Genomic DNA, 24,623 nt, shown 5'->3' on the forward strand with positions numbered 1-24,623 from the left:
GTATCAAACCAGCAGGTGCCTTGCCGCGACCAATCTTCACGACCCACATCCATGGATAACGAAGTGACATATCGTGCAAATCCGCGCGCGGCCTTGCTTCTGGGCACCATCGCCATCCTTTCGGCCGTCGCTGCGGTCGCCCTCGCCTCGCCCACCTTCGCCGCCGATCCCAAACCCGACGCCGCCATCAAGAACAGGAACATCGAGGCACGGGTGTTCCTCGACGACAAGATCAAGGCGGATGCGGCGCTGGCGGCGGACTGCCTCGCCGATGGCAGGAAGTGGCTCGACAGGAACGCGGCCGATGCGGCCGCCTCGCGCAAGGAGGATCCGCAGCTCTTCAGGGACGGCGGCTGGGATTTTGAGCGGAAATATTCCATCCGCTCGGTGGTCGCCGACCGCTATGTCAGCCTGCTGCGCAACGACTACATGGACACCCACGGCGCGCATCCCAATTCCGACGTCAACACGATCCTGTGGGACAAGGCCGAGAACAAGCGCATCTCGATCCGTCCGTTCTTCGGCGAAACTGCCGATGGCGGTCCCACCATGAAGGCGATGGTGAAGGCCGTGATCGCCTCGCTCAGAATCGAGAAGAAGAAGCGCGATAGCAGCGAGACCGCGACCGACGAATGGTTCAAGGGCGTGGAGCCGAGCCTGCTCAAGATCGGCGCGGTGACGCTGGCGCCCTCGACCGAAGCGGGCAAAAGCTCCGGCCTCACCTTCCACTATCCGCCCTATGCCGTCGGCCCCTACGCCGAGGGCGAATATGTCGCTTTCGTTCCCTGGGAGACGTTGAAGCCCTACCTCACGGCGGAGGGCGCACGCATCTTCGGCGGCGCGCGGCCGAAGGGCGACGCGGACGAGGCGCGGTAGTCGCCTCGTTGCTCACAGCGTCGCGAGCCTGCCGCTTGCGACATCCGTACAAAGCCGCATAAAATGTTGGCTCGACACCAGCCCGATTCCCGAGGGCACCGCCGGGAACATTGATGTCAGGGATTACGCGCCGCGCTTTTGCGGCCTCTTCTGTGGCTGCGGCCACCTCCGCTCTCCTCATGCCTGCGCGCGCGCAAGCCTATCCGGCGCGGCCGGTGACCCTGATCGTGCCATGGGGGGCGGGTGGCGGCACGGACGCAACCGCGCACATGATCGCGACGCTCCTGGAGAAGGAGCTCGGCCAGCCCTTCAACGTCGTCAACCGCACCGGTGGGTCCGGCGTGGTTGGCCATGCCGAGATCGCCACCGCGCCGCCGGATGGCTACACGATCGGCATGCTGACCGTGGAAATCGCGATGCTGCATTGGCAGGCCGTGACGCATCTGACACCGCGGAATTTCACGCCGCTCGCGTTGATGAACGAAGACCCGCCAGGCATCCAGGTCTCGACTTCATCGCCCTACAAGACAGTGAAGGAGCTCATGGACGCCATCAAGGCGGCCCCGCCAGGACGGTTCACGGCATCGGGCACGGGGCAAGGCGGAATCTGGCATCTCGCGCTCGTCGGCTGGATGCAGGCGATGGGACTGCCGGCGAACCAGGTCGTGTGGTCAGCGTCAAATGGCGCAGCCCCGGCTATGCAGGATCTCGCGGCAGGCAGCCTCGATCTCACCACCTGCTCGGTGCCGGAAGCGCGCGCCACCATCGAGGCCGGCCAGGCGCGAAGCCTCGCGATCATGGCGCCGGCGCGCAATCCGATCTTCCCCGATGTGCCGACCCTGAAAGAGGCGCTCGGCGTCGACTATTCCACCAGCTCATGGCGCGGCATCGGCGCGCCCAGGGGCCTGGCTCCGCAGGTCGCCGCAAGGCTGACCGCGGCCTTGAAGAAGGTGTACGACTCCGCCGCGTTCAGGGATTTCATGACCAGGCGCGGCTTCGGCACCGTGTGGCGCGATGCTGGGCAGTTCGCTAGCTTCATGGACCGGGCTGATGGCCAGATGGGTCAGGCCATGAAGGCAGCCGGTTTTGCCAAGGCTTAACTAGAAAGGCCTGATTTGAGGCCTCATCGCAATGCCCGACCTGCGGCAAGACCCTCTGAGCCAAGGAGCCTCGCCTGTCCCCGCCCGTGTGCGTGGGGCGCTATCGCTGGGCCGGGCGCCGACCTTGTGCTAGTATCCAGCGATGACCGAGGTCGCAGACATTCCGCTCGAGACGATTGTCGGGAAGCTACGAGAGCTTGCGCCCTCCCTGCGGGCTGCAGGTGTTGACCGTCTGTACCTGTTCGGATCCCGCGCGCGCGGCGACGCTCGACCCGACAGCGACCTTGACGTCCTAGTCGAGACGACCTCACGCGAAGAAGCACCTCGGTTCGATTACTTTAAGGCCCTGCACCTGATCGAGGATCATCTCGGTCTTCGGGCACAGATATCTGTGCGGGATTTACTCAAGCCGCGCGTGGCCGAACGGATTGCGGACGACCTGGATGAGGTCTTCTGAATGCCGCCGACCATGGAAGATCGGCTGCGGGATATTCTAGAAGCCATCGCCGACATCGAGAATGTAATGCACGGCTTTACATTCGATCGATTTGTCTCTGGAAGAACCGCACGGCTGGCAATCGAACGGCTTCTCGAAATTATCTGCGAGGCATCAAGATTCATCCCGGATGAGGTCAAGCGAGCCGAGTCGGGAATCGACTGGCGCAGGATGGTCGACTTCGGAAATCTTCTGCGTCATGCCTGTCACACGACGAAGGCCGAGATCGTTTGGGACATCATTCAAACCCACCTTCCACCGTTGAAATCCTGCGCTGAAAGACACATTCGCGTGTCGGGCCGCTAGTGGCTGGACGCGAAATCAATAATGACCAATAGCAAATTCATCGACATCGCATCCCTTGCCCGCGACGTTCGCTCTGGCAGCCGCGCGGCGCTGGCGCGCGCCATCACGCTGGTCGAGAGCCGGCGCAGCGACCACCAGGCGCTGGCGCGCGAGCTGGTGCAGACGTTGTTGCCCGACACCGGCAAGGCGGTTCGCGTCGGCATCACCGGCTCGCCCGGTGTCGGCAAATCCACCACCATCGATGCGCTCGGCACCTATCTGATCGAGCAGGGCCACACGGTCGCAGTGCTCGCGGTCGATCCGTCGTCGGCGCGGAGCGGCGGCTCGATCCTCGGCGACAAGACGCGGATGGCACGGCTGTCGGCATCCGACGAGGCCTTCATCCGGCCCTCACCGTCCTCGGGCACGCTCGGCGGCGTCGCCGCCAAGACGCGCGAGGCGATGCTGCTCTGCGAGGCGGCCGGCTTCGACGTCGTGCTGGTCGAGACCGTCGGCATCGGTCAGTCCGAGACCGCGGTCTGCGACATGACCGATTTCTTCCTGGCGCTGATGCTACCCGGCGGCGGTGACGAGCTGCAAGGCATCAAGAAGGGCCTGGTCGAGCTCGCCGACATGATCGCGATCAACAAGGCCGACGGCGATAATCTCAAGCGCGCCAACATCACTGCCGCCGACTATCGCGGCGCGCTGCATATTCTGGCGCCCCGCTCCGAGCATTGGCATCCGCCGGTCGAGACCTATTCGGCGCTCACCGGCGACGGCATCGCAAAGCTCTGGCAAAAGATCCTCGATCACCGCAAGGCGATGAACGCATCCGGCGAATTCGCCGCGCGGCGGCGTGACCAGCAGGTGAAGTGGATGTGGTCGATACTGGAGCAGCGCATGCTGTCGCGGCTGCGCAGCGAAGCGTCGGTGCGGACCAAGGTCAGGAAGATCGAAACTGAGGTGGCCGACGGCCATCTCACACCGGCGCTCGCGGCCGAGCAAATTCTGGGGTTGCTGCAATGAGCGAAAAACTCCGTATTCTCCTCACAGGCTTCGGGCCCTTTCCTGGCGCGCCCTACAATCCGACCCAGCCGCTGGTGGCGCGGCTAGCGCAACTGCGCCGCCCGGGGCTCGATGATGTCGAGCGCGCGAGCCACATCTTTCCAGTGACCTATGCCGCGGTCGACCGGCAATTGCCGGAGGTGCTCACGAACGTCAGGCCGGATGCGCTCCTGATGTTCGGCCTCGCCGCACGAACGCCCTACCTGCGTATCGAGACCCGCGCGCGCAACGCCGTCACCATGCTCTGGCCCGACGCCGCCAACACCCGTTCAAGCAAGCGCGGTATCGATGGCGACGCGGGTGCGATGATGTTCGGTCCGCACACGGCAAAGCTGCTGCGTGCGGCACGCCTCACCGGCATCGATGCGCGTTCCTCGCGCGATGCCGGCGCCTATCTCTGCAACTACCTCAGCTGGCGCGCAATCGAGAATGTGCGGGCCGGTGGACCGCAGCTCGCGGCGTTCATCCATATTCCCCTGCTGGCCCGCAGCGGCGCCGTGCGGCGCAAGGGTGCACCGCGGATCACGCTGGAGGAGCTGGTGGATGCCGGCGAAGCGATGCTGATGGAGATGGTGCAGTTGGCAAGGAAGGAACGGGTCTCGTAGGGTGGGTAAAGGCGCACTTGCGCCGTGCCCACCGTCTCGCTCTGATCTACGGTCAAATGGTGGGCACGCTCCGCTTTGCCCCCTACGGCCCCTCTGCTGGGTAAACATTTAACCCTACCGCGAACAATCCTCACGTCTACCGCCGCCCTGCGCTACCTAACCGTCGCGGACATCTCCCGCGTCCGCCGGAGGACGCGTCATGAACCTCAATCGCCGTCATCTCATTGGGGCCTCGACCGCGGGCATCGCCGGCGCGCTCGCCATGCCTGTCGATGCCGCGCGCGCGGCGCCGCTGACGTCACTGCTCGGCCGCGATGCGACCCAATATGGCGTGCGGCCCGGCGCCAGCGAGGACCAGACGCGTGCGCTCCAGCGCGCGATCGACGAAGCGGCACGCGCACAGATGCCCCTCGCCCTGCCGCCCGGAATCTACCGAACCGGATTGCTGCGACTACCGAACGGCGCGCAGTTGATCGGCGTGCGTGGCGCGACGAAGCTCGTCTTCACCGGCGGCGCGTCAGCAATCCAGAGCGACGGCTCCGATGCGATCGGCCTTACCGGCATCACCTTTGACGGCGGCGGCATTCCGCTGCCGTCGAGGCGCGGACTGATCCACGTGCTCGGCGGGCGCGACGTCCGCATCGCCGATTGCGAGATCACCGGCTCCGGCGGCAGCGGCATCTGGCTCGAGCAGATGTCCGGCGATATCTCCGGCAACATCTTTACGAACATCGCGGTGACGGCGGTGGTCTCGTTCGACGCCAGGGGATTGAGCGTTGCGCGCAACACCATTGTCGGCACCAACGACAACGGCATCGAGATCCTGCGCACGGCAATCGGCGACGACGGCACGCTGGTCGCCGACAACCGCATCGAGGACATCAAGGCGGGCCCCGGCGGCTCCGGCCAGTACGGCAACGCCATCAATGCGTTCCGGGCCGGCAACGTGATCGTGCGCGGCAACCGGATCAGGAATTGCGACTATTCCGCGGTGCGTGGCAATTCGGCCTCGAACATCCACATCACCGGCAACAGCGTCAGCGACGTGCGCGAGGTCGCACTCTATTCCGAGTTTGCGTTCGAGGCCGCAGTGATCGCGAACAACATTGTCGACGGCGCCGCGGTCGGCGTCTCCGTCTGCAACTTCAACGAGGGCGGCCGCATCGCCGTGGTCCAGGGCAATATCATCCGCAATCTGATCCCGAAGCGGCCGATCGGGACTGCGCCGGATGACGATGCCGGCGTCGGCATCTACATCGAGGCGGATAGTTCGGTGACCGGCAACGTGATCGAGAACGCGCCGTCCTACGGCATCGTCGCCGGCTGGGGCAAATATCTGCGCGATGTCGTGATCTCCGGCAATGTGATCCGCAAGGCGCTGGCTGGCATCGGCGTCTCCGTGGTGCCGGGCGCCGGCACCGCGCTCGTCAACAACAACATGATCTCGGAAACCCCGCTTGGCGCAATCGTCGGACTCGAACACGCGCGTGCGGTGACCACCGATCTCTCAGCCGACGGCGCGCAGCGCTTTGCGCAGGTGATGGTCGGCGGGAATGCGGTGCGGCGCTAGAACGCGTTCCGCAGCAGCGGGTACCTCGCTTCCAGGCCGTCGAGGCTGAAGGTGAATTCGACGACACGCTCGGGGGCTGCGACGATTTCGGCGGCCGGCGGTGCAAACTGGGGCAGGAGCGCCGCCATCGCGGCAGGCTTGGTCAGCGGCGACCTCACAGCAGGTGCGGTTAGCGGCGCCCTCGCAGCGGGAGCCTTGAGCGACGGGACATCAGCAGGCGCCGTGAACGATGCCACCGGTGCAGGCGCCGCAAGCGGCACCGTCGGGGGAACCGGCACGAGCGGAGCTTCGGTCACCTCAGGGAGCACGTCCGGCGTCGGCTTGAGCCTGACTGGAATGGCGGTCTCAGGCGCGATGTGGACGGCCTTCGGCTGCACGGTCTGGGCCTGCTCGCGCGGAAACACCCGCGGCATCGTCGCCGGCGACCAGCCGAAGGCAGAGGTCACGCTCGCGGCAGCTGCGGCAACGTCGCCGCCGGTCGCGATGGCGCGCCAGGTCTGGACCGCGCGCTTGGCTTCCTGGATGTTTTCGAGGAACGCGATTTCAGAGTGATAGCGGCGCCAGCGTCCTGTTTCGAACATTTCTGAAAGATGTTCCAGCCGCTGTTCTGCGAGAGCGCACCAGCGTGCCGCAATGTCGCGGCCTCCGGCCGCGCTTTGGCGATGTGTCATGAACCAGCCCGTCAGGAGAAAAATACGGACGCGGGGGACGCAACGCACACGAATCAATTTGGTAGCGACATGAATATTTTGTGGAAAAGTTTCGACTTGTCCAGCAACGACACGGCTGCCGTCATGAAACACCGTAGTCGCGCGGAGATTTGAGCGGTTTTCGAGTCAAGCTTCGCACAAGCATGGCGGGCCTGCGGGACCTGGCCGACCGCTGGCGATGAGCTCGGGCCACTTCAAGCCGAACCCACGCAAGGCTTCGAGAATCCGGCCCCCAAAAAGAAAAGACCCGTCCGGGGGGACAACCGGACGGGTCGAGCCATATGGGCGCTTGGGGTGGATGGGCGCTCGCGCCTGATATGACTTATGGGGAGGGATGACCGCTCCCACATATTTTGGTCGTGGTAGCGGGCCGAATGTTCAAAGCGGCATTCGATTTTTTAACCTTTGGCGAGCGCGCAATCTTGTCGCAGGCGGCTATCGCGACGCCGGCTTATCCACTTGGGAAATCGTGGATTTATCGTCGGCGCTCGACAGCGAGGGCTGCTCGATGGTGCGAATGCCGGGGTCGTCGCGACGCTTCTCGGCATCTTCACGTTTTGTTGTGCCGGATGCAGCCGCAACCGGTGTCGCGCTGTCTGCGGGAACAGCCATGACCGCGGCGAACGCATCGGCCTCGCCGTCACCGAACTGGTCATCACGGCCTGGTGAACCGAGATCGCGCGCGGTCTTCGCAAGCGTCATGCGGAGTGCTTCCGGCTTCAGCGCATAGTTGCGCTCGAGCAGCAATGCCGCGACGCCGGAGACATAGGCCGCCGAGAACGAGGTGCCCGACGTCATCTGGTATTTGCCCTCCGGCGCCGGCAGGAAGATGTCAACGCCGGGTGCGGCGAGCGCAATGTAATTGCCGCGGTTGGAGGCGGTGAAGAGTCTGTCCTGCTGGTCGGTCGCGCTGACCGCGATCACGTTGGGGTTGGCGGCGGGATAGAGCGGCGGCGATTTCGCGCCCGCATTGCCGGCGGCCGCGATCAGCACCAGCCCCCGCGCCGCGGTCGCTGCGATGGCGCGCTCGATCACGGCGTCCTTCGGGCCGGCAAAGCTCATATTGACGATCTGCGCGCCGTGCTCGGCGGCGTAATTGAGCGAGCGCAGGATGATGTAGGACGAGCTTTCGGCGCCGCCGCTGGTGCCGCCGAAAGCGCGAATGGCGATGATGCGGGCTTCCGGCGCGCTGCCCATCAGCCGCGCATGCGCCACGATGGCCCCCGCAATGCCGGTGCCGTGGATGTGCGGCCCCTCGGTGCTGCCGAGCGCATCGAAATTCTCTGCGATGGAGTTTGCGAGCTCGGGATGTCTCGTGTCGATGCCGGAGTCGATCACTGCGATCGTGACATTGGCGCCGTGCGCCAGCGTATGCGCCTGCGGCAGGCGGAGCTTTGCCAGCACGTATTGTGCAGGATCGCCCTCGACCGCCACCGCGGGCTTCTGGTCCTGGAGCATGTAGCGGAAATTTTGCTGGACCGAGCGCACGCTGCCGTCGGCGGCGAATTCGCGCCGCACCGTCTCATACGGCCGGCCATCGGCGATGCGGAACAGGCCGATCGTGGCCCCGATCAGCGGGAAATTCTCGGATGATACGCGCGTCAATCCATGGCGGCGCGCAAGCTCGTCGGCTTCCGCCAGAGACAGCGCGCTGTCGACCTCGGCGACGAATTCGTTGGCGAAACTGCGCAGGGTTACAGCCACCGGGGTGTTATTGCGGCGGCCATTGCCGGCGCTCTTCTTGCCTGACTTGCCGGCGCCGCCGCCTGCATTCGGCTGGGCGAGGCATTCGCCGTCACTGTCGCGATAGGGCGCGCTGCAGGCGGGATAAAGGTTCGGCGAGTAGTGTGCATAGGGCAGCACTGACGTCGGCGCCATCCGCGCCGAAATATGCGCGGTCGGAACCACACGCGGGCCGCGGTCGACGCTTACCGCCCGCGCGGCGACGCTGGGACTGATCGTCGGCGTGCGCGAGGGGACGCTGATGGTGGGCGTGCGCATGATCGCCTGGGCATGGGCAACCTCGATGCCGAGGCAGGCGGCAAGCAGCAGCGCGGCGCCGACCGACGAAGCAAAGGCCCCGTATCTTTCCCCATTCTCATACTTGCGCGTCATGGGCTGAACAGCGCCGTTACGGCGCCGCCACGGCGAGATTGACAAACTTCTCGCGCGACATCCTGCCGAGCAGCGCGGCGAGCTCGTCCTGGCTCATCGCCTTGTCGAACTGGAGGCGGAACATGCCACCCTTGGCATCGCCGATGATCGAGGCCTGGTAGCTGTCGAGCAGCGCGGTGATGTCGGCGACGCGCGCCTCGGGCGTGAAGCGCACCAGCGCCCGCGCGGGAGCACTGACAGCACCGAGCTCGCGCGTGATCGGCGCCCCGGTCGAGAGCGATGCGGTCTGAAAGGTTGCGGTCTGGGTCTTCATCAGCACGGCGCCGATGATGCCGGCCTGGAGCACGAGCGCGATCGCACCCAGGCTCGCCGACCAGGCCAGCGTGCGCGGCGACAGGCTCGCGAAAAAGGTGGCGATGCGCGCCGACAGCGGCAGCGAACCGGTGGCCTGCGCGGGCTCGGCGTCGATCGCGGCGAACAGCTTCTGCATCGCGCGCGCCGAGGGCGCACCCAGGCTCTCGTTCAGGTGGATGGTCTCTTCGTACTCGCCGCGGATCGCGGCATATTGCTTTGCAAGCTGCGGATCGCTGGCAAGCGCTTCCTCGACGCGGCGGGCATCGCGCGGGTTCAGCGTGCCGGCCGCATGCCACGGCAGCAGCAGTTCGATCTCACTGGGCTCTCGCTCCAGCATCTTCTTGCTCAAAGCCATCATGGCCAGCCTCGCTCAATGCCGGCTGCCTTCAGCAGTTCGGCCAATTTCTTGCGCGCATAGAACAAGCGCGTCTTCACAGTGTTCTCGGGGATGCCAACGATTTCGGCCACCTCTTCCACGGACTTCTCGTGGTAGTAGACGAGATCGACGATTTCCCGATGGTCCGGCGAGAGGCCCGTCAGACACTCCCGCAACGCTTCACTGGTATCCTTCTTCTGCACCACCGTCTCCGGATCGTCGGACGAATCCTCGATCGCGTTGGCGGCTTCGTCGTCCAACTCAAAATCCTTCCTGCGCCGGAGCGCAGACAGAGCCTTGAATCGGGTGATTGCCAGCAGCCAGGTGGAAACGGCGGATCGGCCCTCGAACTTGCCGGCTTGGCGCCAGACGTCGAGAAACACCTCGCTGATGAGGTCTTCCGCCGCCTGCTCGTCCCGCACAAGCCTGAGCCCGAACCGATACACCCTGACATGGTGCCGCCCGTACAGCACCTGCATGGCGAGCCGGTCGCCTTGGGCGATCCTGGCGATCAGGACCTCGTCCGTAGCCGCCTGTGTCACGCTCAAAGGCCGTCTCGCAAGATTGGTCGGGTCGATGCGGCGGACGGTTCGACGGGAAGGGTGAAATTCTTCAACCTACCGCAGTCATACGGGGGTTCGTGTGAACTGCCCCACATGCTCGTATTTTCCTTGTCCCACCGGTGGTGGTCGGCTGCCTCACTCCAGAACGGTAACATAATACAGAAGCACTTTCCTGCGGAATGCCGTGGGCCGGCGGGAGGCGGCCCGATCGAGCCTGATCCATAACACGGGCCTGTGCAGCTTATGTCGCACGAGGCCGGGTTTGGTCCGCGATATCGCCTGCGATGCCTAACTGGACGCAAAATTTTCCGCGCTGCACGCGGCCCCTCACCCGCGCCGCGCCTCCTTGGGATTCGGTGCAAAAGGATACCAAACCTAAAGGCTTGCCACGTAGATTTTTTCGGCTGACATCCACCATTGGCGGGACCATGAGCACGGCCGCGACGTCCTTTCCGGAGAGGAATGCCGCAGAGGTCGCGGATCTCGTCCTCGCACCCGAGGCGGCGGCGCCGGAGGTGCTGGCGCGCCGGGTCCGGCAGCGGCGCCAGATGTATGCCGGCCAAGTCGCGAGCTACTCCCTCGGCGCCTCGGTCTTGCTGCTCTACGCCTATGACGGCACCGTTCAGATGAATGTTCCGTCGCTGTTCTGGGTCGGCGGCCTCATGATCATCGGCATCTTCGTCGTGATGTCGGAGGCCGGCGTCGGCGACCGGCACAGCGACCATTATCTCACCGTCTTCCAGATCTCGGCGCATATGGCGCTGCAATTCGTGTTCCTGATCTCGGTGCCCGTGATCGGGATCGCCTTCATCAGCGTGCTGTTCCTGATCTTCGCCTTCGGCACGCTGCGCATGACCTCGGCCCAGGCGATGCTGACCTGGGCCATCGCGACTTGCGCGCTCGCGGCCGTATTCCTCGTCTCCGACCTGCCGATCGGCATGCCGGTTGCGACAAGGCTCCAGCGGATCGCGTCGATGCTGTGCTTCGTGCTGGTGATCGGCCAGTGCGCTTCGCTCGGCCTGTTCGGCGCCACGCTGCGCAAGATCCTGTACCGGCGCAGCATTGAACTAAAGGCCGCCTACCAGCGCATCGAAGAGCTCGCCGAGCTCGACGAGCTGACCGGCTCCTACAATCGCCGCTGCATCATGCGGCTTCTCGACGCAGAGATCGATAAATCGCGACAGGCAGGCGCGCCTTGCGCCATCGCGCTGATCGATCTCGACTGGTTCAAGCGCATCAACGACGCGCACGGCCACCCCGTCGGCGACGAAGTGCTGCGAACCTTCGCCATCACCATGTTCGCCAACATCCGTCCCGACGACCGTTTCGGCCGCTATGGCGGCGAGGAATTCTTGCTGCTGCTGCCGGAGACGGATGGCGGCGCCGCGCTGCGCATGCTCGAGCGGCTGCGCAGCATCGTGGCCGACCTCGACTGGAGCGCATTTGCCGTGGGGATGCGCGTGACGATTTCCGCCGGCGTCGTGACGCTGCGCGACAACGATACTGCCGACACGTATCTCGCGCGCGCCGACAGCGCGCTCTATTCCGCCAAGGCACAAGGCCGCAACCGCATCGCAACGAACTGACCAATCCATTTACTGCCGGCGCGCAAGAAAACGCCGCCGGACCGAACGCTCCAGGACAGGGCCATGAGATCCAAATCCGCCAAGACATCCGAAAACCTGCTCGAGGAATTGCAGTCCGCGCTGTCGCACGGCACCGTCGCGCGCCGGGTCGAGACGCTGCGCCGCGTCACCGATCTCTTCGTCAACAACGCGGTCGATTATTCCGATGACCATATCCGGGTGTTCGACGACGTCTTCCGGTGCCTGATCGAGCAGATCGAGACCTCCGCGAAGGCGCTACTGGCCGACCGGCTCGCGCCGATCGGAGCCGCCCCGCCCCAGATCATCCGCACGCTCGCGCTCGACGACGTCATCGAGGTCGCCGGCCCCGTGCTGACCAAATCAGAACGGTTGGACGAGACCACCCTGATCGAGATCGCGCGCAGCAAGAGCCAGGCGCATCTGAAGGCGATCTCGCTGCGGCGTGTGCTGTCGGAGGCACTGACCGAGGTGCTGGTGTCACGCGGCAACGACGACGTGGTGCAATCGACCGCTGCGAACCCGGGCGCGCAGCTCTCCGAAGGAAGTCTCGCCGACCTCGTCAGCCGCTCCGAGCGCGACGACGACCTCGCCACCTGCATCGGCCTGCGGCCCGACCTGCCGCGCCATCATTATTTGAAGCTGATTGCGAAGGCCTCCTTGAGCGTGCGCCGGAAGCTGGAGGCCGCGCATCCGGAGCTCGCGGGCGAGGTGCCGAGCGTGGTTCAGGAAGCGGCCCAGCGGGTCCGCGCCGCCGCCATGACCAGGCAGACCGAGATGGCGCGCGCGCTCGTGAGATCTCTGCACGAGGACGGCCGTCTCAACGAATTCCAGGTCTCGACCTTCGCCGAGCAGGGCAAGTTCGACGAGACCAATGCGGGGCTCGCGGCCCTGGCAGGCGTCTCGGTCGAGACCGCCGAGAACATGATGATCGAGAGCCGCACCGAGGGGGTGATGATCCTCGCCAAGGTCGCGGGCATGCAATGGTCGACCGTGCGCGCGATCGTCGCGATGCGCGAAAAGCTCTCCGGCGGCTCGCAGACGGACATGATGACGCTGCGCGATACTTACGAGGCCCTGCGCAGCTCGACCGCACAGCAGGTGCTGCGCTTTCAACGCATGCAGAGCGCGACGCCGGCGGCCTGAGCCGGCGGCGGCGACGGCAAGCCTCAAGCTTCCGGCATCCGATCGAGCAACTTGTCGAGCGTGATCGGGTAGTCTCGAACGCGGATGCCCGTTGCGTTGTAAACGGCATTGGCCAGGGCGGCGGCGACACCACATAACCCAAGCTCGCCGATCCCCTTGGCCTTCATCGGCGAAGACATCGGGTCGGTCTCGTCCAGGAAGATCGTGTCCTGATGCGGGATGTCGGCATGGACCGGAACCTCGTAGCCGGCGAGATCATGGTTGACGAAGAAGCCGGCGCGCTTGTCCACGGCGAGCTCTTCCATCAGCGCCGCGCCGACGCCCATCGTCATCGCGCCGATCACCTGGCTCCGCGCCGTCGTCGGATTGAGGACACGGCCCGCGGCGCAGACGGCGAGCATGCGGCGCACGCGGATCTCCGCCGTCGCAACGTCGACGCCGAGCTCGACGAAATGCGCGCCGAACGTCGACTGCTGATGAGTCTTGGCGAGATCGCCATATTCGATCGAATCCTCACCCGTAAGCTCGCCGTCCGCCGCCGCCTGTCCGAGCGGCACGCTGCGGTTGCCCGAAGAGACTTGTCCATCCGCAAAGGCAACGTCGGCGGAGTTGAAGCCGAGCTTTTGGGCCACCACCTGGCGCAGCTTGACGCAGGCTGCGTAGACGCCCGAGGTCGAGTTGTTTGCGCCGAACTGACCGCCGGAGCCCGAGGAAACCGGGAAGCTCGAGTCACCGAGACGCACGGTGACCTTGTGCAGCGGAAGCCCCATCATCTCCGCCGCGGTCTGGGCGATGATCGTATAGCTGCCGGTGCCAATATCGGTCATGTCGGTCTCGACGGTGACGGTCCCGCCCCGATCGAGGCGGACGCGCGCCCCTGATTTCATCAGGAGATTGTTGCGGAACGCAGCAGCCATGCCCATGCCGACCAACCAGCGCCCTTCGCGCTGCGTGCCGGGTCGGGCATTGCGCCCGCTCCAGCCGAAGCGTCCGGCGCCGACCCGCATGCATTCAACGAGCTGTCGCTGCGAGAATGGACGATTGGGATGTTCGGGATCGACCTGGGTGTCGTTGCGCGCGCGGAATTCGATGGGATCAAGGTCCAATCGTTCCGCCATCTCATCCATGGCGATCTCGAGCGCCATCATGCCGGGCGCCTCGCCGGGCGCACGCATGGCGTTGCCTTCCGGCAGGTCCAGCATGGCCAGACGCAGCGCCGTCATGCGGTTCTCGCCGGCATAGAGCAGACGGGTCTGCTGGACCGCCGTCTCCGGCCGGCCTTCCGGCAAATTACCCGACCAGCTCTCGTGCCCGATCGCGGTGATCTTGCCGTCCCGGCCTGCGCCGATGCGGATGCGCTGGATCGTCGCCGGCCGATGCGTCGTGTTGTTGAACATCAGCGGGCGCTGCATTGCCACCTTGACTGGGCGATTGGCGGCACGGGCACCGAGCGCCGCAAGAAGCGCGTCCGAACGAAGGAAAAGCTTGCCGCCGAAGCCGCCACCGATGAACGGCGAGACGAGACGGACGTTTTCCTTCGGCATCCCGAGCGTCTTCGCAACATCGCCGGTCGTCCAGGCGATCATCTGGTTGGATGTCCAGAGTGTCAGCTTGTCGCCGTCCCATACCGCCATCGACGCATGCGGCTCCATCATGGCATGAGCCTGATCAGGCGTGGTGTAGGTCGCATCGAGCTGCACCGGCGCCACGGCAAAGGCGCCGGAGAAATCGCCGACGGAGGTATCCGGCTGGCCGTCGCCTCCGCGCGGTTTGGCCGCGCTGTCGCGTCGGGCCGACAGGTCGAACGATCCGTTCGCCGTGCTGTAATTGATTTGCACCAGTTGAGCGGCAGCGCGCGCCTGCTCGAACGTTTCGGCAACGACCACCGCGACCGCCTGGTGATAGTGATCGATCTCGGGACCGCCGAGCAGCCTCGCCGTGTTGTAATTGCCCTTGCCGAGCTTGCCGGCATTCTCGGCCGTGACGATCGCGATCACGCCCGGGGCGGCCTTGGCGCGCATCACATCCATCGATGTGATGCGACCCTTGGCGATGGCAGAGCCGACGATGTAGCCGTAGGCAGGCCGCGCGGCCGTGTCGTGCCATTCGTAGGCATAGGTGGCCCGTCCCGTGGTCTTGAGAGGGCCGTCGATCCGGCTCGTCGGATGCCCGATGATCCTGAGCTGGTCGATCGGATTCGTGGTTTCAGGTGTATCGAACTTCATGGCTCAACCCTTCGCTTCGGCGAGCACGGCACCGAGAGTGCGCTCGACCAGCGCCAGCTTGAACGTGTTGTCCTTGGTCGGCTTGGCGCCGTCGAGCAGCTGCGTGGCAACGGCTTTGGCGCCGCGCGGCATCGCGGCTTCGGCGGTCTCGACCCGCCATGGCTTGTGCGCGATTCCGCCGACCGCGACCCGTCCAGTTCCATCGCGCTGGACGATCGCCCCAACCGACACCAGCGCGAACGCGTAGGAGGCCCGGTCGCGGACCTTGCGGTAGATCTGCGTTCCACCGACAGGCTTGGGAAGCATCACGGACGTGATCAACTCGCCGGGTGCGAGCGACGTTTCGATGTGAGGCGTGTCGCCCGGCGGCCGATGAAGGTCCGCAATCGGGATGGTGCGCCGCGTGCCGTCCGGGCGAACCGTCTCGACCGTTGCGTCAAGCGCACGCATGGCGACGGCCATGTCGCTCGGATGGGTTGCGATGCAGGCGTCGCTGCCGCCGATCACGGCGTGCTGGCGGGTGATGCCGCCGATGGCGGCGCAGCCGCTGCCGGGGACACGTTTGTTGCAGGGCTGATTGGTGTCATAGAAGTATGGGCAACGCGTCCGCTGCAACAGATTGCCTGCCGTGGTCGCCTTGTTGCGCAACTGGCCGGACGCGCCGGCGAGCAGTGCGCGCGACAACAGGCCATAGTCGCGCCGGACCCGCTCATCGGCAGCCAGCGTCGTGTTGCGCACCAGCGCACCGATCCGCAAGCCCCCATCGAGCGACGGCTCGATCCTGTCGAAGGCAAGGCCGTTGACGTCGATCAAATGGGACGGCGTCTCGATTTCCAGCTTCATCAGGTCAAGCAGGTTGGTGCCGCCGGCGATGAATTTTGCGTTGCTGGTCTTGACGGCCGCGGATGCGGCAGCCGCAGGCGAATTTGCCTTCTCATAGGTGAAAGACTTCATGCGGGTCTCCCGGCAACCTCGGTGATGGCCTCGGCAATGTTGGAATAGGCGCCACAACGGCAGATGTTGCCGCTCATGCGCTCGCGCAGCTCGGCGTTCGTGAATTGCGCAGCCGAATTCAAATCGGTGGTGACGTGGCTGGGAATGCCGGCCCTGATCTCATCGAGCACGGCCACCGCCGAGCAGATCTGGCCAGGCGTGCAGTAACCGCACTGGAAACCGTCGTGTTTGACGAAGGCGGCCTGCATCGGATGCATGTGTTCCGGCGTACCGAGCCCTTCGATCGTGGTGACGCTGTCGCCCTCATGCATCACCGCCAAGGTCAGGCAGGAGTTGATGCGCTGCCCGCCGACGATCACCGTGCAGGCGCCGCATTGGCCGTGATCGCAGCCCTTCTTGGTGCCGGTGAGGTGGAGATGTTCACGAAGCGCATCAAGCAGCGTGGTGCGGGTGTCCAGCTGCAAGGCGCGGACCTCACCGTTCACGTTGATGGAAACCGTCGCCATCGCGGGCTCTGCCGCTCCGGGAGCAGGCAGTCCCGCGATGGAATTCTGGGCCTCGGCGTGCCGAGACGCGGCTCCGATCGCGACCGACGTGGCGGTTCCGATCAGGAGGTTCCGCCGCGACATTTCGAATGCGCTGGGTTTTCGCATGGCTGGGCATATCCCTTGCTACAGCAGCGTCCATCGACGCTCTGGATAGAAAGTCGTCCAACCAAAGTTAGTTTCGGGGCGCGAGCCGGATTAGCCGTTCACAACGGCATGAGCTTATGTGCGTCATTCATGAATGCAGGCCGGGGGTGGCGTGCGTGCGGAGGCAATGCGACAATGCGCGCTAGTAGCGCAGGACCCTCGACCCCACCGCCGCGCCGATCGCGGTCACGATCGCGGTCGCGATCGTGTACCAGGTCGCGACGAACAGCGGCGAGTCATCCGTGCAGTGCGAGGCGTAGAGCGTCGCCGCCAATCCGGCCGACAGCAGGCCTGCAAGCGCACCGGCGAGTGCCGGGCGCGACGGTGCGCCGTGGCGAAGGCCAAACAGCGCACCCGCCAGCAAGGGCAGCGACATCGCGGGGATCGCCGACATGCACCACCGCGAGTTCTTGCCGACCAGCCGCATCGTCATCGGCATCGCCGGCGCCATCATCGCCTCGCTGCCGATCGCGACCGCGAGCAGACCGACGGGCAGCAGCAGCAGCCAGCCCCAGCCGCGCATCAAGGCTTCGGGCCGCGACAGATGCAGGCTGATGATGATCGCGGGGATCGCGAGCGACAGCGTCACCGCGAACTTCGTGTCGAAGAACGGGTTGTGCATCGCCGTCATCACGTCCGGCCGCACGCCGAGGAAGGTGGCGAAGATCAGGATCGAGAACGGTGCCGCCACCAGCAGACCCATGGTCAGCAAGGCGCCAACGCGCGGGGCGCGATGGGCGTTGTCGGCCGCGAGCGTCCGAATGAGTTGATCGGTATCCATGACTAGTGGTCCCGTAGTTTGGCTGTGAGGGTCGACAGCCCCCGATGCAGCGCGACCCGCACCGCACCTTCGCTCATCGAAAACTTCGCCGCCGTATCCTTGATCGAGGCGGCATCGACCGCAATCGACTGCAACACGTCGCGCTGACGCTGCGGCAGAGCGTTGAGGTGGCTTGCGACCTCACCCGCCGAGGCCGTCTCCTGCGGCGCCTCGCCGGGAAGCGTCTCGGCGAAATCGTCGATATTGACGAAGATCCGCCGGCCGCGCCGCCGCAGCGTATCAATCAGCTTGTTGCGGGCGATCGCGAACAGCCAGGGGGCGAAAGGTGCTTCGCTATCCCAGGTGTGCCGCTTCAGATGCACCGCCAACAAAATTTCCTGCACGATATCCTCGGCCTGATCGGGAGGCTGCCCGGCTCTCGCCAGGCCACGCCTCGCGGCAGCGCGCAGCACCGGCGTGACCGCCCTCAACAGGCGATGATACGCCGCATCATCGCCTGCCATGGCCGACCGCATCAGGCCGGTCCATTCGTCCTCACGTCCGCGCACGCGCGCTCCTACACGGCAATTCGGCCGCTCTTTCAATTTGTTACGTTGGCGGTCCAAGGATCACGAAGTCGTGATCAAAGCGCGCCAAAGAATCCGATCCGGCCGTAAAAGCCCCCGAGGCTCATAACACCGATCGGTCCGCACTGCACCCGGCAGGCCGGCAAGCGAAGCCGGTTTGCCCCGTTTTTGCCCGGTGTAGCCCGAAGATTCCCATTTTTTGCCCCGCTGTCGTCATGGGTCGGGGTCTCTGTTCGCTTCCGGGACGGGCGAATTGGGGAGATCGTCAACATGATGAAAGCCAGCGGGCGCGCGGCATTGATTACTCTGGCGGGACTATTCCTGCTGTTCGGCGGTGTGGCGCAGGCCGCGCCGAGCTCGGCCGCGAGCGCCAAGCCGGACAGCGCGAGCAGGCAAACCGACACGGTCAAGCCGACCAAGCAGCGGCGGCACTATTCTCATCGGCACGGCGACAGCAAGACAGCGCAGAAATCCGACGACAAGGCCGACAAGCAGGACGCCGCAGCCAGGACCGACCAGGCCAGCGGCAGCAATGACGTGCCGGCCTCGAGCCAGATGCCGCCGGAAGTCGCCAACGCCAACGCGCAGCTCGCTGCCGCCGATGCGCCCCCCGCAGCCGCAGCCTCCGCGATGTCGGGTCGGGCCAACGACAATGTGCAGGCCGCAGCTGATAATGCCGCAGCCCCCAATGCCGAGAACCAATTGGTGGCGCCCGACCAGCTCAATGATCTCGACCGCGCCCTGCCGCAGGACAACCCGCCGGCGCAAAAGGCGGTGGTGGCCGCGACCGACGCGCAGCCGCGTCCGGCGCCGGTGATGGCCAGCAGCCAGCCGAGCTCGGCCTGGGACCAGAGCTCCCTGATCGGCAAGATCTTCATTGGCGTCGGCACGCTGCTAACACTGGCGTCCGCTGCCCGCATGTTCATGGCCTGATTTCGAGGCCCGTCCGGGGCGGGTTCACCTGCGCGCTCCGGCCCCCTTGAAGCCCACCCCGCCAGCGGGCACATTGCCCGCTCAATCAAAAGCGTGGGTGGAGCATGAGCACGTTCGAACACATCATCGTCGAAAGCATCGGTGCGGTCGGCATCATCAAGCTGAACCGGCCAAAAATGCTCAACGCGCTCTCCTTCGGCGTCTTTCGCGAGATTGCGGCCGCGGTCGACGATCTCGAGGCCGATGACGGCATCGGCTGCATCGTCGTGACCGGCAGCGAGAAGGCCTTTGCCGCCGGCGCCGATATCAAGGAGATGCAGCCGAAGGGCTTCATCGACATGTTCTCCGAGGACTTTGCCGCGATCGGCGGCGACCGTGTCGCGCGCTGCCGCAAGCCGACCATTGCGGCGGTCGCGGGCTATGCGCTCGGCGGCGGCTGCGAGCTCGCCATGATGTGCGATGTCATCATCGCGGCCGACACCGCCAAATTCGGCCAGCCCGAGATCACGCTCGGCACCATCCCCGGCATCGGCGGCACCCAGCGCCTGACCCGTGCGATCGGCAAGTCCAAGGCGATGGATCTCTGCCTCACCGGCCGCATGATGGATGCGGCCGAAGCCGAGCGCTCGGGCCTCGTCAGCCGCATCGTGCCCGCCGACAAGCTGATGGACGAGGTGATGGCGGCGGCCGAGAAGATCGCCTCGATGTCGCGGCCCGCAGTCGCGATGGCGAAGGAAGCCGTGAACCGCGCTTTCGAGACCACGCTCGCCGAGGGCATGAGCGTGGAGCGCAATTTGTTCCATTCGACCTTCGCGCTCGAAGACCGCTCCGAGGGCATGGCCGCGTTCATCGAGAAGCGCAAGCCGGTGAACAAGAACCGGTGAGGTCTCTCTATCCGGCACGGCTCCGCGCCAGGGCCGCGCTCACCAGCGCGCGATAACCGCGCTCAGGCCAGGTTTTGGGACGATCGAGGCCGAGGCGTGCCAGGCATGCCTCGTCCGCAGCGTCGGGCATTCGCATCAGCCCCTGCCACAGCAAGCCTGCGAGCGCCGGCGGCGAACGTTGGGCGCCCTGCAAGATCTCCAGCGCGGGAATGAGGCGCAGCTCGACGTCGGTGAAGTCGCAGCCGAACGGAAACGATGGCAGCAACCCGGCATCACGCGCCGGCTTCACTGCGGCTGCGATCCGCTCGGGATGGTTTTCGCGGTACGCCGCCGGGATGTCGTAGCCGCGTGGCAATTTGCCGGCGTCCTTGGCGTGGCGCGCCAGTTCGTCCTGGAAGCGCGAGTCGGAGATTGCGAGCATGGCCGCGATCACGTCGACGTCCGACTTACCCCGCAGATCGGCAACGCCATATTCGGTGACGAAGACATCGCGCAAATGCCGCGGGATGGTCTCGTGTCCATAGTGCCAGAGGATATTGGATTTCAGCGCGCGGCCGGCCTGCCGCGTCGCCTCGAGCGCGAGGACCGATCGCGCCCCCTTGAGCGCAAAGGCCTGCGCCACGAAATTGTACTGCCCACCGACGCCGCTCACGACCTGGCCGTCATCGAGGCCGTCGGAGACGGCCGCACCCAGCAGCGTCGCCATCATCGTGTTGTTGACGAAACGCGCGTCGATCCGGGCGCGGCGCTTCTGCTCCTCGTCGCCATAGAGCTCGTTGGTGAACGACACCGGCACCATCTGGATGCGCGCGATCTGATCCGGCGGCATCTCGCGCAGCGCGCGATAGAACGATTTCGGACCGAGAAAGAAGGCGCCGTGCAGCACGACGCCGTCGACGGCGCGCTTGAGAATATTGGCGTCGATCAAGCCGATGAACGCCTCCGTGAGCATCTCGCTGACACCATAAAGGCCGGTCTCGAAGGCGCCGGCTTCCTGCGCGACGGCCGGTCGCACCGGCGACAGCCGAGCCATGACCTCGTGAAACGCCTTGCCGTCGCGATGGCGCAGGATCAGGCCCTGCGCCAGCGCATCGCCGATCTGGCCGATGCCGATTTGAAGCGTGCCGCCATCGCGCACCAACGATGCCGCGTTCAGGCCGATGGCGTATTTGGCGTCGGAGATCGGCTCCGACGGCGGCGCAAACAGCGGAAAATCGGTCGCCGCACTCTCCAGCACGGCGCTGAACTCCTCCGCCGCAAGATCGCCCGCGCCCGGCATGAACGGCAGCTCGGAATTCACCTGCGCGATCAGCTTGAACGAGGCGCGTCCGGCGCGGCGCTCGCGCAGCACGTCGAGCGTCGTGTCGGTGTTGCAGGACAGGCTGTAGCGCGGCTCGCCCTCCACGATGCGCCTGGCCACCAGTTGCGTCACGACATTGAGCCCGCGCGCCAAGAGATAGCTCGCCGCATGGGTATAGTTGGCCGAGATGTAATTCTGCTGCGCGACTGGCACGTGCAGCCAGCGTCCGGCGAGAAAGAAGAATTCGATGACGTTGATATTGGGCGGCAACCGACCCGCGCGCAGCGCATCCGCATAGGCCAGATCGGGATACCCACCGAACAGGCGGTCGATCACGGGCGTGATGAAGCGATGCTCGATCAGGCCCTTCGGTCGCGGCTTTTCCAATGTCAGTGCCGACAGCAATGTCAGCTTGATGTCAGGATCGGCGCAGGCCCGCGCATAAAGCGCGTTGACGACGTGATTGGCCTTGCCGAGGCCGAGCGGCAGTCCGACCACCAGATCGGTTCCGACGTCGCGAATGATCTCCTCCGCAAGCGCATCGGGATCGGAGAAGAGTTTCGGCATCATCCGCGGGGTCCGGACTGCATGACAGGCACCTGACGGAATTCCTATAGCGCATTCGGGATGGGATAAGTGTGTGACGCACCTGCAACAAGCACGGTTTTCATGGGAGTTTTCCCCGCGGCAGTTTGCCTGCGGGACCGGCGCTGGCTAAACAGTTAAGAGAGCCGCCATCGGCGGGGCGGACGGCCGGGGTTTTGCGGGATTTCATGATTGGGCGTGCCGCCAGAGCTGGTCGCGTCGTGACGCGATATCGATCGGGCGTGGGTCCTGTCCTGGCGACATGGACCACGCTGGCGCTCTGTTGCGCCCTGCCCGCTATGGCCCGGGCGGAAGCCCTGCCGGAGGCACTGGTCAAGGCCTACCAGACCAATCCGCAGATCAATGCCGAGCGCGCGCGGCAGCGCGCCACCGACGAGAACGTGCCGCAGGCGCTCGCCGGCTACCGGCCGCAGATCGTGGCGAGCCTCAGCGCCGGCCTGCAAGCGGTTCGCAACCTGCTGCCGGACAACACCATCCAGACCGCGACGCTCAAACCCTGGACCATCGGGGTCACGGTGTCGCAGACCCTTTTCAACGGCTTCCGGACCGCCAACAGCGTGCGGGTCGCGGAACTCCAGGTGCAGTCCGGCCGCGAGGCCTTGCGCAATGTCGGCCAGGGCGTGCTGCTCGATGCGGTGACCGCCTACACCAACGTGCTGGCGAACCAGTCGCTGGTCGATGCGCAGCGCTCCAACGTCGCCTTCCTGCGCGAGACGCTCTCCGTCACCCAGCGCCGCCTCAATGCCGGCGATGTCACCCCGACCGACACCGCGCAGGCCGAGGCGCGTCTCAGCCGCGGGCTTTCCGATCTCAACGCCGCCGAGGTCGCGCTCGCGGTGAGCCAGGCCACCTACGCCCAGGTGATCGGCAATGCTCCCTCCGCGCTTCGGCCCGCCGAAGTGGTCGACCGCTATCTGCCGAGGAGCCGCGAGGATTCGATCTCCATGGCGATCCGCGAGCATCCGGCGGTCATGGCTGCGGGCTTCGACGTCGACGTCGCCTCGACCAATATCCGCGTCGCCGAAGGCGCGCTGCTGCCGAGCGCCAGCCTCCAGGGCAGCGTCAGCCGCAGCCGCGACAGCGACCAGACGCTCGGCACCTTCGCCACCGACCAGGCCTCGATCGTCGCCAACGTCACGGCGCCGATCTACGATGGCGGCCAGGCGGCCTCGCAGACAAGGCAGGCCAAGGAAGTCACCGCGCAAAGCCGGCTCGTGCTCGACCAGGTGCGCAACCAGGCGCGCACGGCCGCGGTCAGCGCCTGGGTCGCCAATGAAGGCGCCAAGATCGCGGTCTCGGCCTCGGAGTCCGAGGTCAAGGCCGCAACCGTCGCGCTCCAGGGCGTACAGCGCGAGGCCGCCGGCGGACAACGCACGACGGTCGACGTGCTGAACTCCCAGGCCGACCTGATCCAGGCCAAGGCCCGGCTGATCGGCGCGCTGCGCGACCGTGTGATCGCCTCCTACACGCTGCTCAGCGCCGTCGGCCATCTCGACGTCAAGACGCTGAGCCTGAACACGCCGGACTATCTGCCTGAAGTCCACTACCAGCAGGTCCGCGACGCCTGGCACGGCCTGCGCACGCCGTCGGGGCAGTAGTCGTTCTACTCGCGCGCCGCTTTGCCCGCCGCCCAATAAAAATGCCGAAAACAACCCCATGCACAGTAGCCGATGATGCCGTGCGACGCTTGCGGATTTTACGAATCAATTTGACGCGTCGGGCAAAACAGGAGCACAATGTCATCCTCGCAATGTGTGGGTTTGTAGAGCCGCTGCGAAACACGTCGATATGGACGTAGCCTGATCACTTCCGGTCGAGAGAGGTGAGGTAGCATCGGACGCAAGGGGGCTCGCACTGCCTCACCGCCGGAGCGGTCATGACCGACAAAATTTACGCGCGCGCTGCGCAACCCGCGACGCCGAACAGTTTCGACGTCCCGGCCCATGCCTGCGACTGCCATACCCACATCCACGGCAATATTGAAAAGTTTCCGTTCTTTGCGGGGCGCGTCTATACGCCGGGGCCGGCGAGCCCCGAGGAAATGGCGGCGCTGCACAAGGCGCTGCATGTCGAGCGTGTGGTGATCGTCACACCAAGCGTCTATGGCACCGACAATTCCTCCAGCCTGTTCGGCATGAAAGCGCGCGGCTCGACTGCGCGCGGGGTCGCGGTGATCGACGACAAGACGACGGAGGCCGAGCTCGATGCGATGCAGGCGGACGGCTTTCGCGGCATCCGCGTCAATCTCGCGACCGACGGCGTCAACGATGCCGATACCGGCCGGAGCCGCTTTGCCGCGGCTGTCGAACGCGTGAATGCGCGCGGCTGGCATGTGCAGCTCTACACCACGTTGGCGATGATCTCGGCAATCAAGGATCTCGTGCTCGCTTCACCGGTGCCGGCCGTGTTCGACCATTTTGGCGGCCTGGACGCTTCGCTCGGACTGGAGCAGCCGGGATTTGCGGACCTGATCGAACTCGTCAAATCCGGCAAGGCCTATGCGAAGATCTCGGGCGCCTATCGCTCCTCGAAACTTGCATCCGACTATCAGGACATGGTGCCCTATGCGCGTGCGCTGATCGCGGCGAACCCGGACCGCATCGTCTGGGGCACCGACTGGCCGCATCCGGATTCGGCTCAGGTGCCGGGACGGAAAGCGACCGACATCGCGCCATTCCATCCGATTGACGACGGTCGCCTGCTCAACCAGCTTCCGGTGTGGGCGCCGGATGCGAATGTGCGCAAGAAGATCTTGGTCGACAATCCTGCGCGGCTTTACGGGTTCTGACGGCCGCCAAAGCGCGATGAGATGGG

At 65.4% G+C, this 24,623-nt stretch carries 23 protein-coding genes; 13 read left to right on the forward strand and 10 right to left on the reverse strand.

The window, feature by feature from the left end:
- The first annotated feature begins 99 nt into the window (after positions 1 to 99).
- The 7 genes from IC761_RS24165 to IC761_RS24195 all read left to right on the forward strand — a co-directional run bounded on the left by IC761_RS24165 (position 100) and on the right by IC761_RS24195 (position 6,000).
- The gene (locus IC761_RS24165; protein ID WP_438265148.1) at positions 100 to 876 is read left to right on the forward strand and encodes an RsiV family protein; all 777 of its coding nucleotides are present in this window, start codon (positions 100 to 102) and stop codon (positions 874 to 876) included.
- A 113-nt stretch (positions 877 to 989) separates the two neighbouring features.
- A complete protein-coding gene (locus IC761_RS24170) occupies positions 990 to 1,976 on the forward strand; it encodes a tripartite tricarboxylate transporter substrate binding protein (RefSeq protein ID WP_195799135.1) in 987 nt (328 codons plus the stop codon).
- A 142-nt stretch (positions 1,977 to 2,118) separates the two neighbouring features.
- Positions 2,119 to 2,433, forward strand: a complete 315-nt coding sequence (locus tag IC761_RS24175; RefSeq protein WP_195799136.1) for a nucleotidyltransferase family protein — start codon at positions 2,119 to 2,121, stop codon at positions 2,431 to 2,433.
- Positions 2,434 to 2,778: a HepT-like ribonuclease domain-containing protein gene (locus tag IC761_RS24180; RefSeq protein WP_195799137.1), complete on the forward strand. Its 345-nt coding sequence runs from the start codon at positions 2,434 to 2,436 to the stop codon at positions 2,776 to 2,778. It abuts the gene before it with no gap.
- Between the two features lie 21 nt (positions 2,779 to 2,799).
- On the forward strand, positions 2,800 to 3,786 hold the full coding sequence (gene meaB, locus IC761_RS24185) for a methylmalonyl Co-A mutase-associated GTPase MeaB (protein ID WP_195799138.1): 987 nt from the start codon (positions 2,800 to 2,802) through the stop codon (positions 3,784 to 3,786).
- Positions 3,783 to 4,430: a pyroglutamyl-peptidase I gene (locus IC761_RS24190; protein ID WP_195799139.1), complete on the forward strand. Its 648-nt coding sequence runs from the start codon at positions 3,783 to 3,785 to the stop codon at positions 4,428 to 4,430. Before meaB ends, IC761_RS24190 begins: the two co-directional genes overlap by 4 nt.
- Before the next feature lie 199 nt (positions 4,431 to 4,629).
- On the forward strand, positions 4,630 to 6,000 hold the full coding sequence (locus IC761_RS24195; protein WP_195799141.1) for a TIGR03808 family TAT-translocated repetitive protein: 1,371 nt from the start codon (positions 4,630 to 4,632) through the stop codon (positions 5,998 to 6,000).
- Here the strand turns inward: IC761_RS24195 and IC761_RS24200 are convergent.
- The 4 genes from IC761_RS24200 to IC761_RS24215 all read right to left on the reverse strand — a co-directional run bounded on the left by IC761_RS24200 (position 5,997) and on the right by IC761_RS24215 (position 10,103).
- Positions 5,997 to 6,671, reverse strand: a complete 675-nt coding sequence (locus IC761_RS24200; RefSeq protein ID WP_195799142.1) for a TIGR03809 family protein — start codon at positions 6,669 to 6,671, stop codon at positions 5,997 to 5,999. The genes IC761_RS24195 and IC761_RS24200 overlap by 4 nt on opposite strands.
- Before the next feature lie 474 nt (positions 6,672 to 7,145).
- On the reverse strand, positions 7,146 to 8,825 hold the full coding sequence (locus tag IC761_RS24205) for a S8 family serine peptidase (protein ID WP_195799143.1): 1,680 nt from the start codon (positions 8,823 to 8,825) through the stop codon (positions 7,146 to 7,148).
- Between the two features lie 16 nt (positions 8,826 to 8,841).
- Entirely contained in the window at positions 8,842 to 9,537 is a 696-nt protein-coding gene (locus IC761_RS24210) for a hypothetical protein (protein WP_195799144.1), read from the reverse strand.
- Positions 9,534 to 10,103, reverse strand: coding sequence for a sigma-70 family RNA polymerase sigma factor (locus IC761_RS24215; RefSeq protein ID WP_195799146.1), 570 nt, complete (start codon positions 10,101 to 10,103; stop codon positions 9,534 to 9,536). The genes IC761_RS24210 and IC761_RS24215 overlap by 4 nt, the downstream gene beginning before the upstream one ends.
- 443 nt (positions 10,104 to 10,546) lie before the next feature.
- Between IC761_RS24215 and IC761_RS24220 the strand changes: the two genes are divergently transcribed.
- Positions 10,547 to 11,704, forward strand: coding sequence for a GGDEF domain-containing protein (locus IC761_RS24220; protein WP_195799147.1), 1,158 nt, complete (start codon positions 10,547 to 10,549; stop codon positions 11,702 to 11,704).
- A gap of 63 nt (positions 11,705 to 11,767) precedes the next feature.
- Positions 11,768 to 12,868, forward strand: a complete 1,101-nt coding sequence (locus tag IC761_RS24225) for a DUF2336 domain-containing protein (RefSeq protein WP_195799149.1) — start codon at positions 11,768 to 11,770, stop codon at positions 12,866 to 12,868.
- Between the two features lie 23 nt (positions 12,869 to 12,891).
- Here IC761_RS24225 and paoC read toward each other — a convergent pair whose 3' ends face one another.
- The 5 genes from paoC to IC761_RS24250 form a co-directional block, all read right to left on the reverse strand.
- On the reverse strand, positions 12,892 to 15,093 hold the full coding sequence (paoC, locus tag IC761_RS24230) for an aldehyde oxidoreductase molybdenum-binding subunit PaoC (RefSeq protein WP_195799150.1): 2,202 nt from the start codon (positions 15,091 to 15,093) through the stop codon (positions 12,892 to 12,894).
- 3 nt (positions 15,094 to 15,096) lie between these two features.
- Positions 15,097 to 16,047, reverse strand: a complete 951-nt coding sequence (locus tag IC761_RS24235) for an FAD binding domain-containing protein (protein WP_195799152.1) — start codon at positions 16,045 to 16,047, stop codon at positions 15,097 to 15,099.
- Positions 16,044 to 16,700, reverse strand: coding sequence for an aldehyde dehydrogenase iron-sulfur subunit PaoA (gene paoA, locus IC761_RS24240; protein WP_195799154.1), 657 nt, complete (start codon positions 16,698 to 16,700; stop codon positions 16,044 to 16,046). Before paoA ends, IC761_RS24235 begins: the two co-directional genes overlap by 4 nt.
- A 181-nt stretch (positions 16,701 to 16,881) precedes the next feature.
- Complete coding sequence (locus IC761_RS24245; RefSeq protein ID WP_195799155.1) at positions 16,882 to 17,520, reverse strand: NrsF family protein; 639 nt, start codon at positions 17,518 to 17,520, stop codon at positions 16,882 to 16,884.
- Positions 17,521 to 17,522: 2 nt separating this feature from the next.
- Positions 17,523 to 18,068 carry a sigma-70 family RNA polymerase sigma factor gene (locus tag IC761_RS24250; protein ID WP_195799156.1) on the reverse strand — a complete coding sequence of 182 codons (546 nt, stop codon included), beginning with the start codon at positions 18,066 to 18,068 and terminating at the stop codon, positions 17,523 to 17,525.
- A gap of 288 nt (positions 18,069 to 18,356) precedes the next feature.
- On the opposite strand from IC761_RS24250, the gene IC761_RS24255 reads away from it, so the two are divergent.
- Positions 18,357 to 19,019: a hypothetical protein gene (locus tag IC761_RS24255; RefSeq protein WP_195799158.1), complete on the forward strand. Its 663-nt coding sequence runs from the start codon at positions 18,357 to 18,359 to the stop codon at positions 19,017 to 19,019.
- Between the two features lie 104 nt (positions 19,020 to 19,123).
- Positions 19,124 to 19,903, forward strand: a complete 780-nt coding sequence (locus IC761_RS24260; protein WP_195799159.1) for an enoyl-CoA hydratase — start codon at positions 19,124 to 19,126, stop codon at positions 19,901 to 19,903.
- A 7-nt stretch (positions 19,904 to 19,910) separates the two neighbouring features.
- Here IC761_RS24260 and IC761_RS24265 read toward each other — a convergent pair whose 3' ends face one another.
- The gene (locus IC761_RS24265) at positions 19,911 to 21,770 is read right to left on the reverse strand and encodes an acetyl-CoA hydrolase/transferase C-terminal domain-containing protein (RefSeq protein ID WP_195804761.1); all 1,860 of its coding nucleotides are present in this window, start codon (positions 21,768 to 21,770) and stop codon (positions 19,911 to 19,913) included.
- A 206-nt stretch (positions 21,771 to 21,976) separates the two neighbouring features.
- Between IC761_RS24265 and IC761_RS24270 the strand changes: the two genes are divergently transcribed.
- A complete protein-coding gene (locus IC761_RS24270; RefSeq protein WP_195799160.1) occupies positions 21,977 to 23,407 on the forward strand; it encodes a TolC family outer membrane protein in 1,431 nt (476 codons plus the stop codon).
- Positions 23,408 to 23,685: 278 nt separating this feature from the next.
- Positions 23,686 to 24,597, forward strand: a complete 912-nt coding sequence (locus tag IC761_RS24275; RefSeq protein ID WP_195799162.1) for an amidohydrolase family protein — start codon at positions 23,686 to 23,688, stop codon at positions 24,595 to 24,597.
- Positions 24,598 to 24,623: the final 26 nt, after the last annotated feature.

This window comes from Bradyrhizobium commune, from assembly GCF_015624505.1.
Lineage (GTDB): Bacteria > Pseudomonadota > Alphaproteobacteria > Rhizobiales > Xanthobacteraceae > Bradyrhizobium > Bradyrhizobium commune.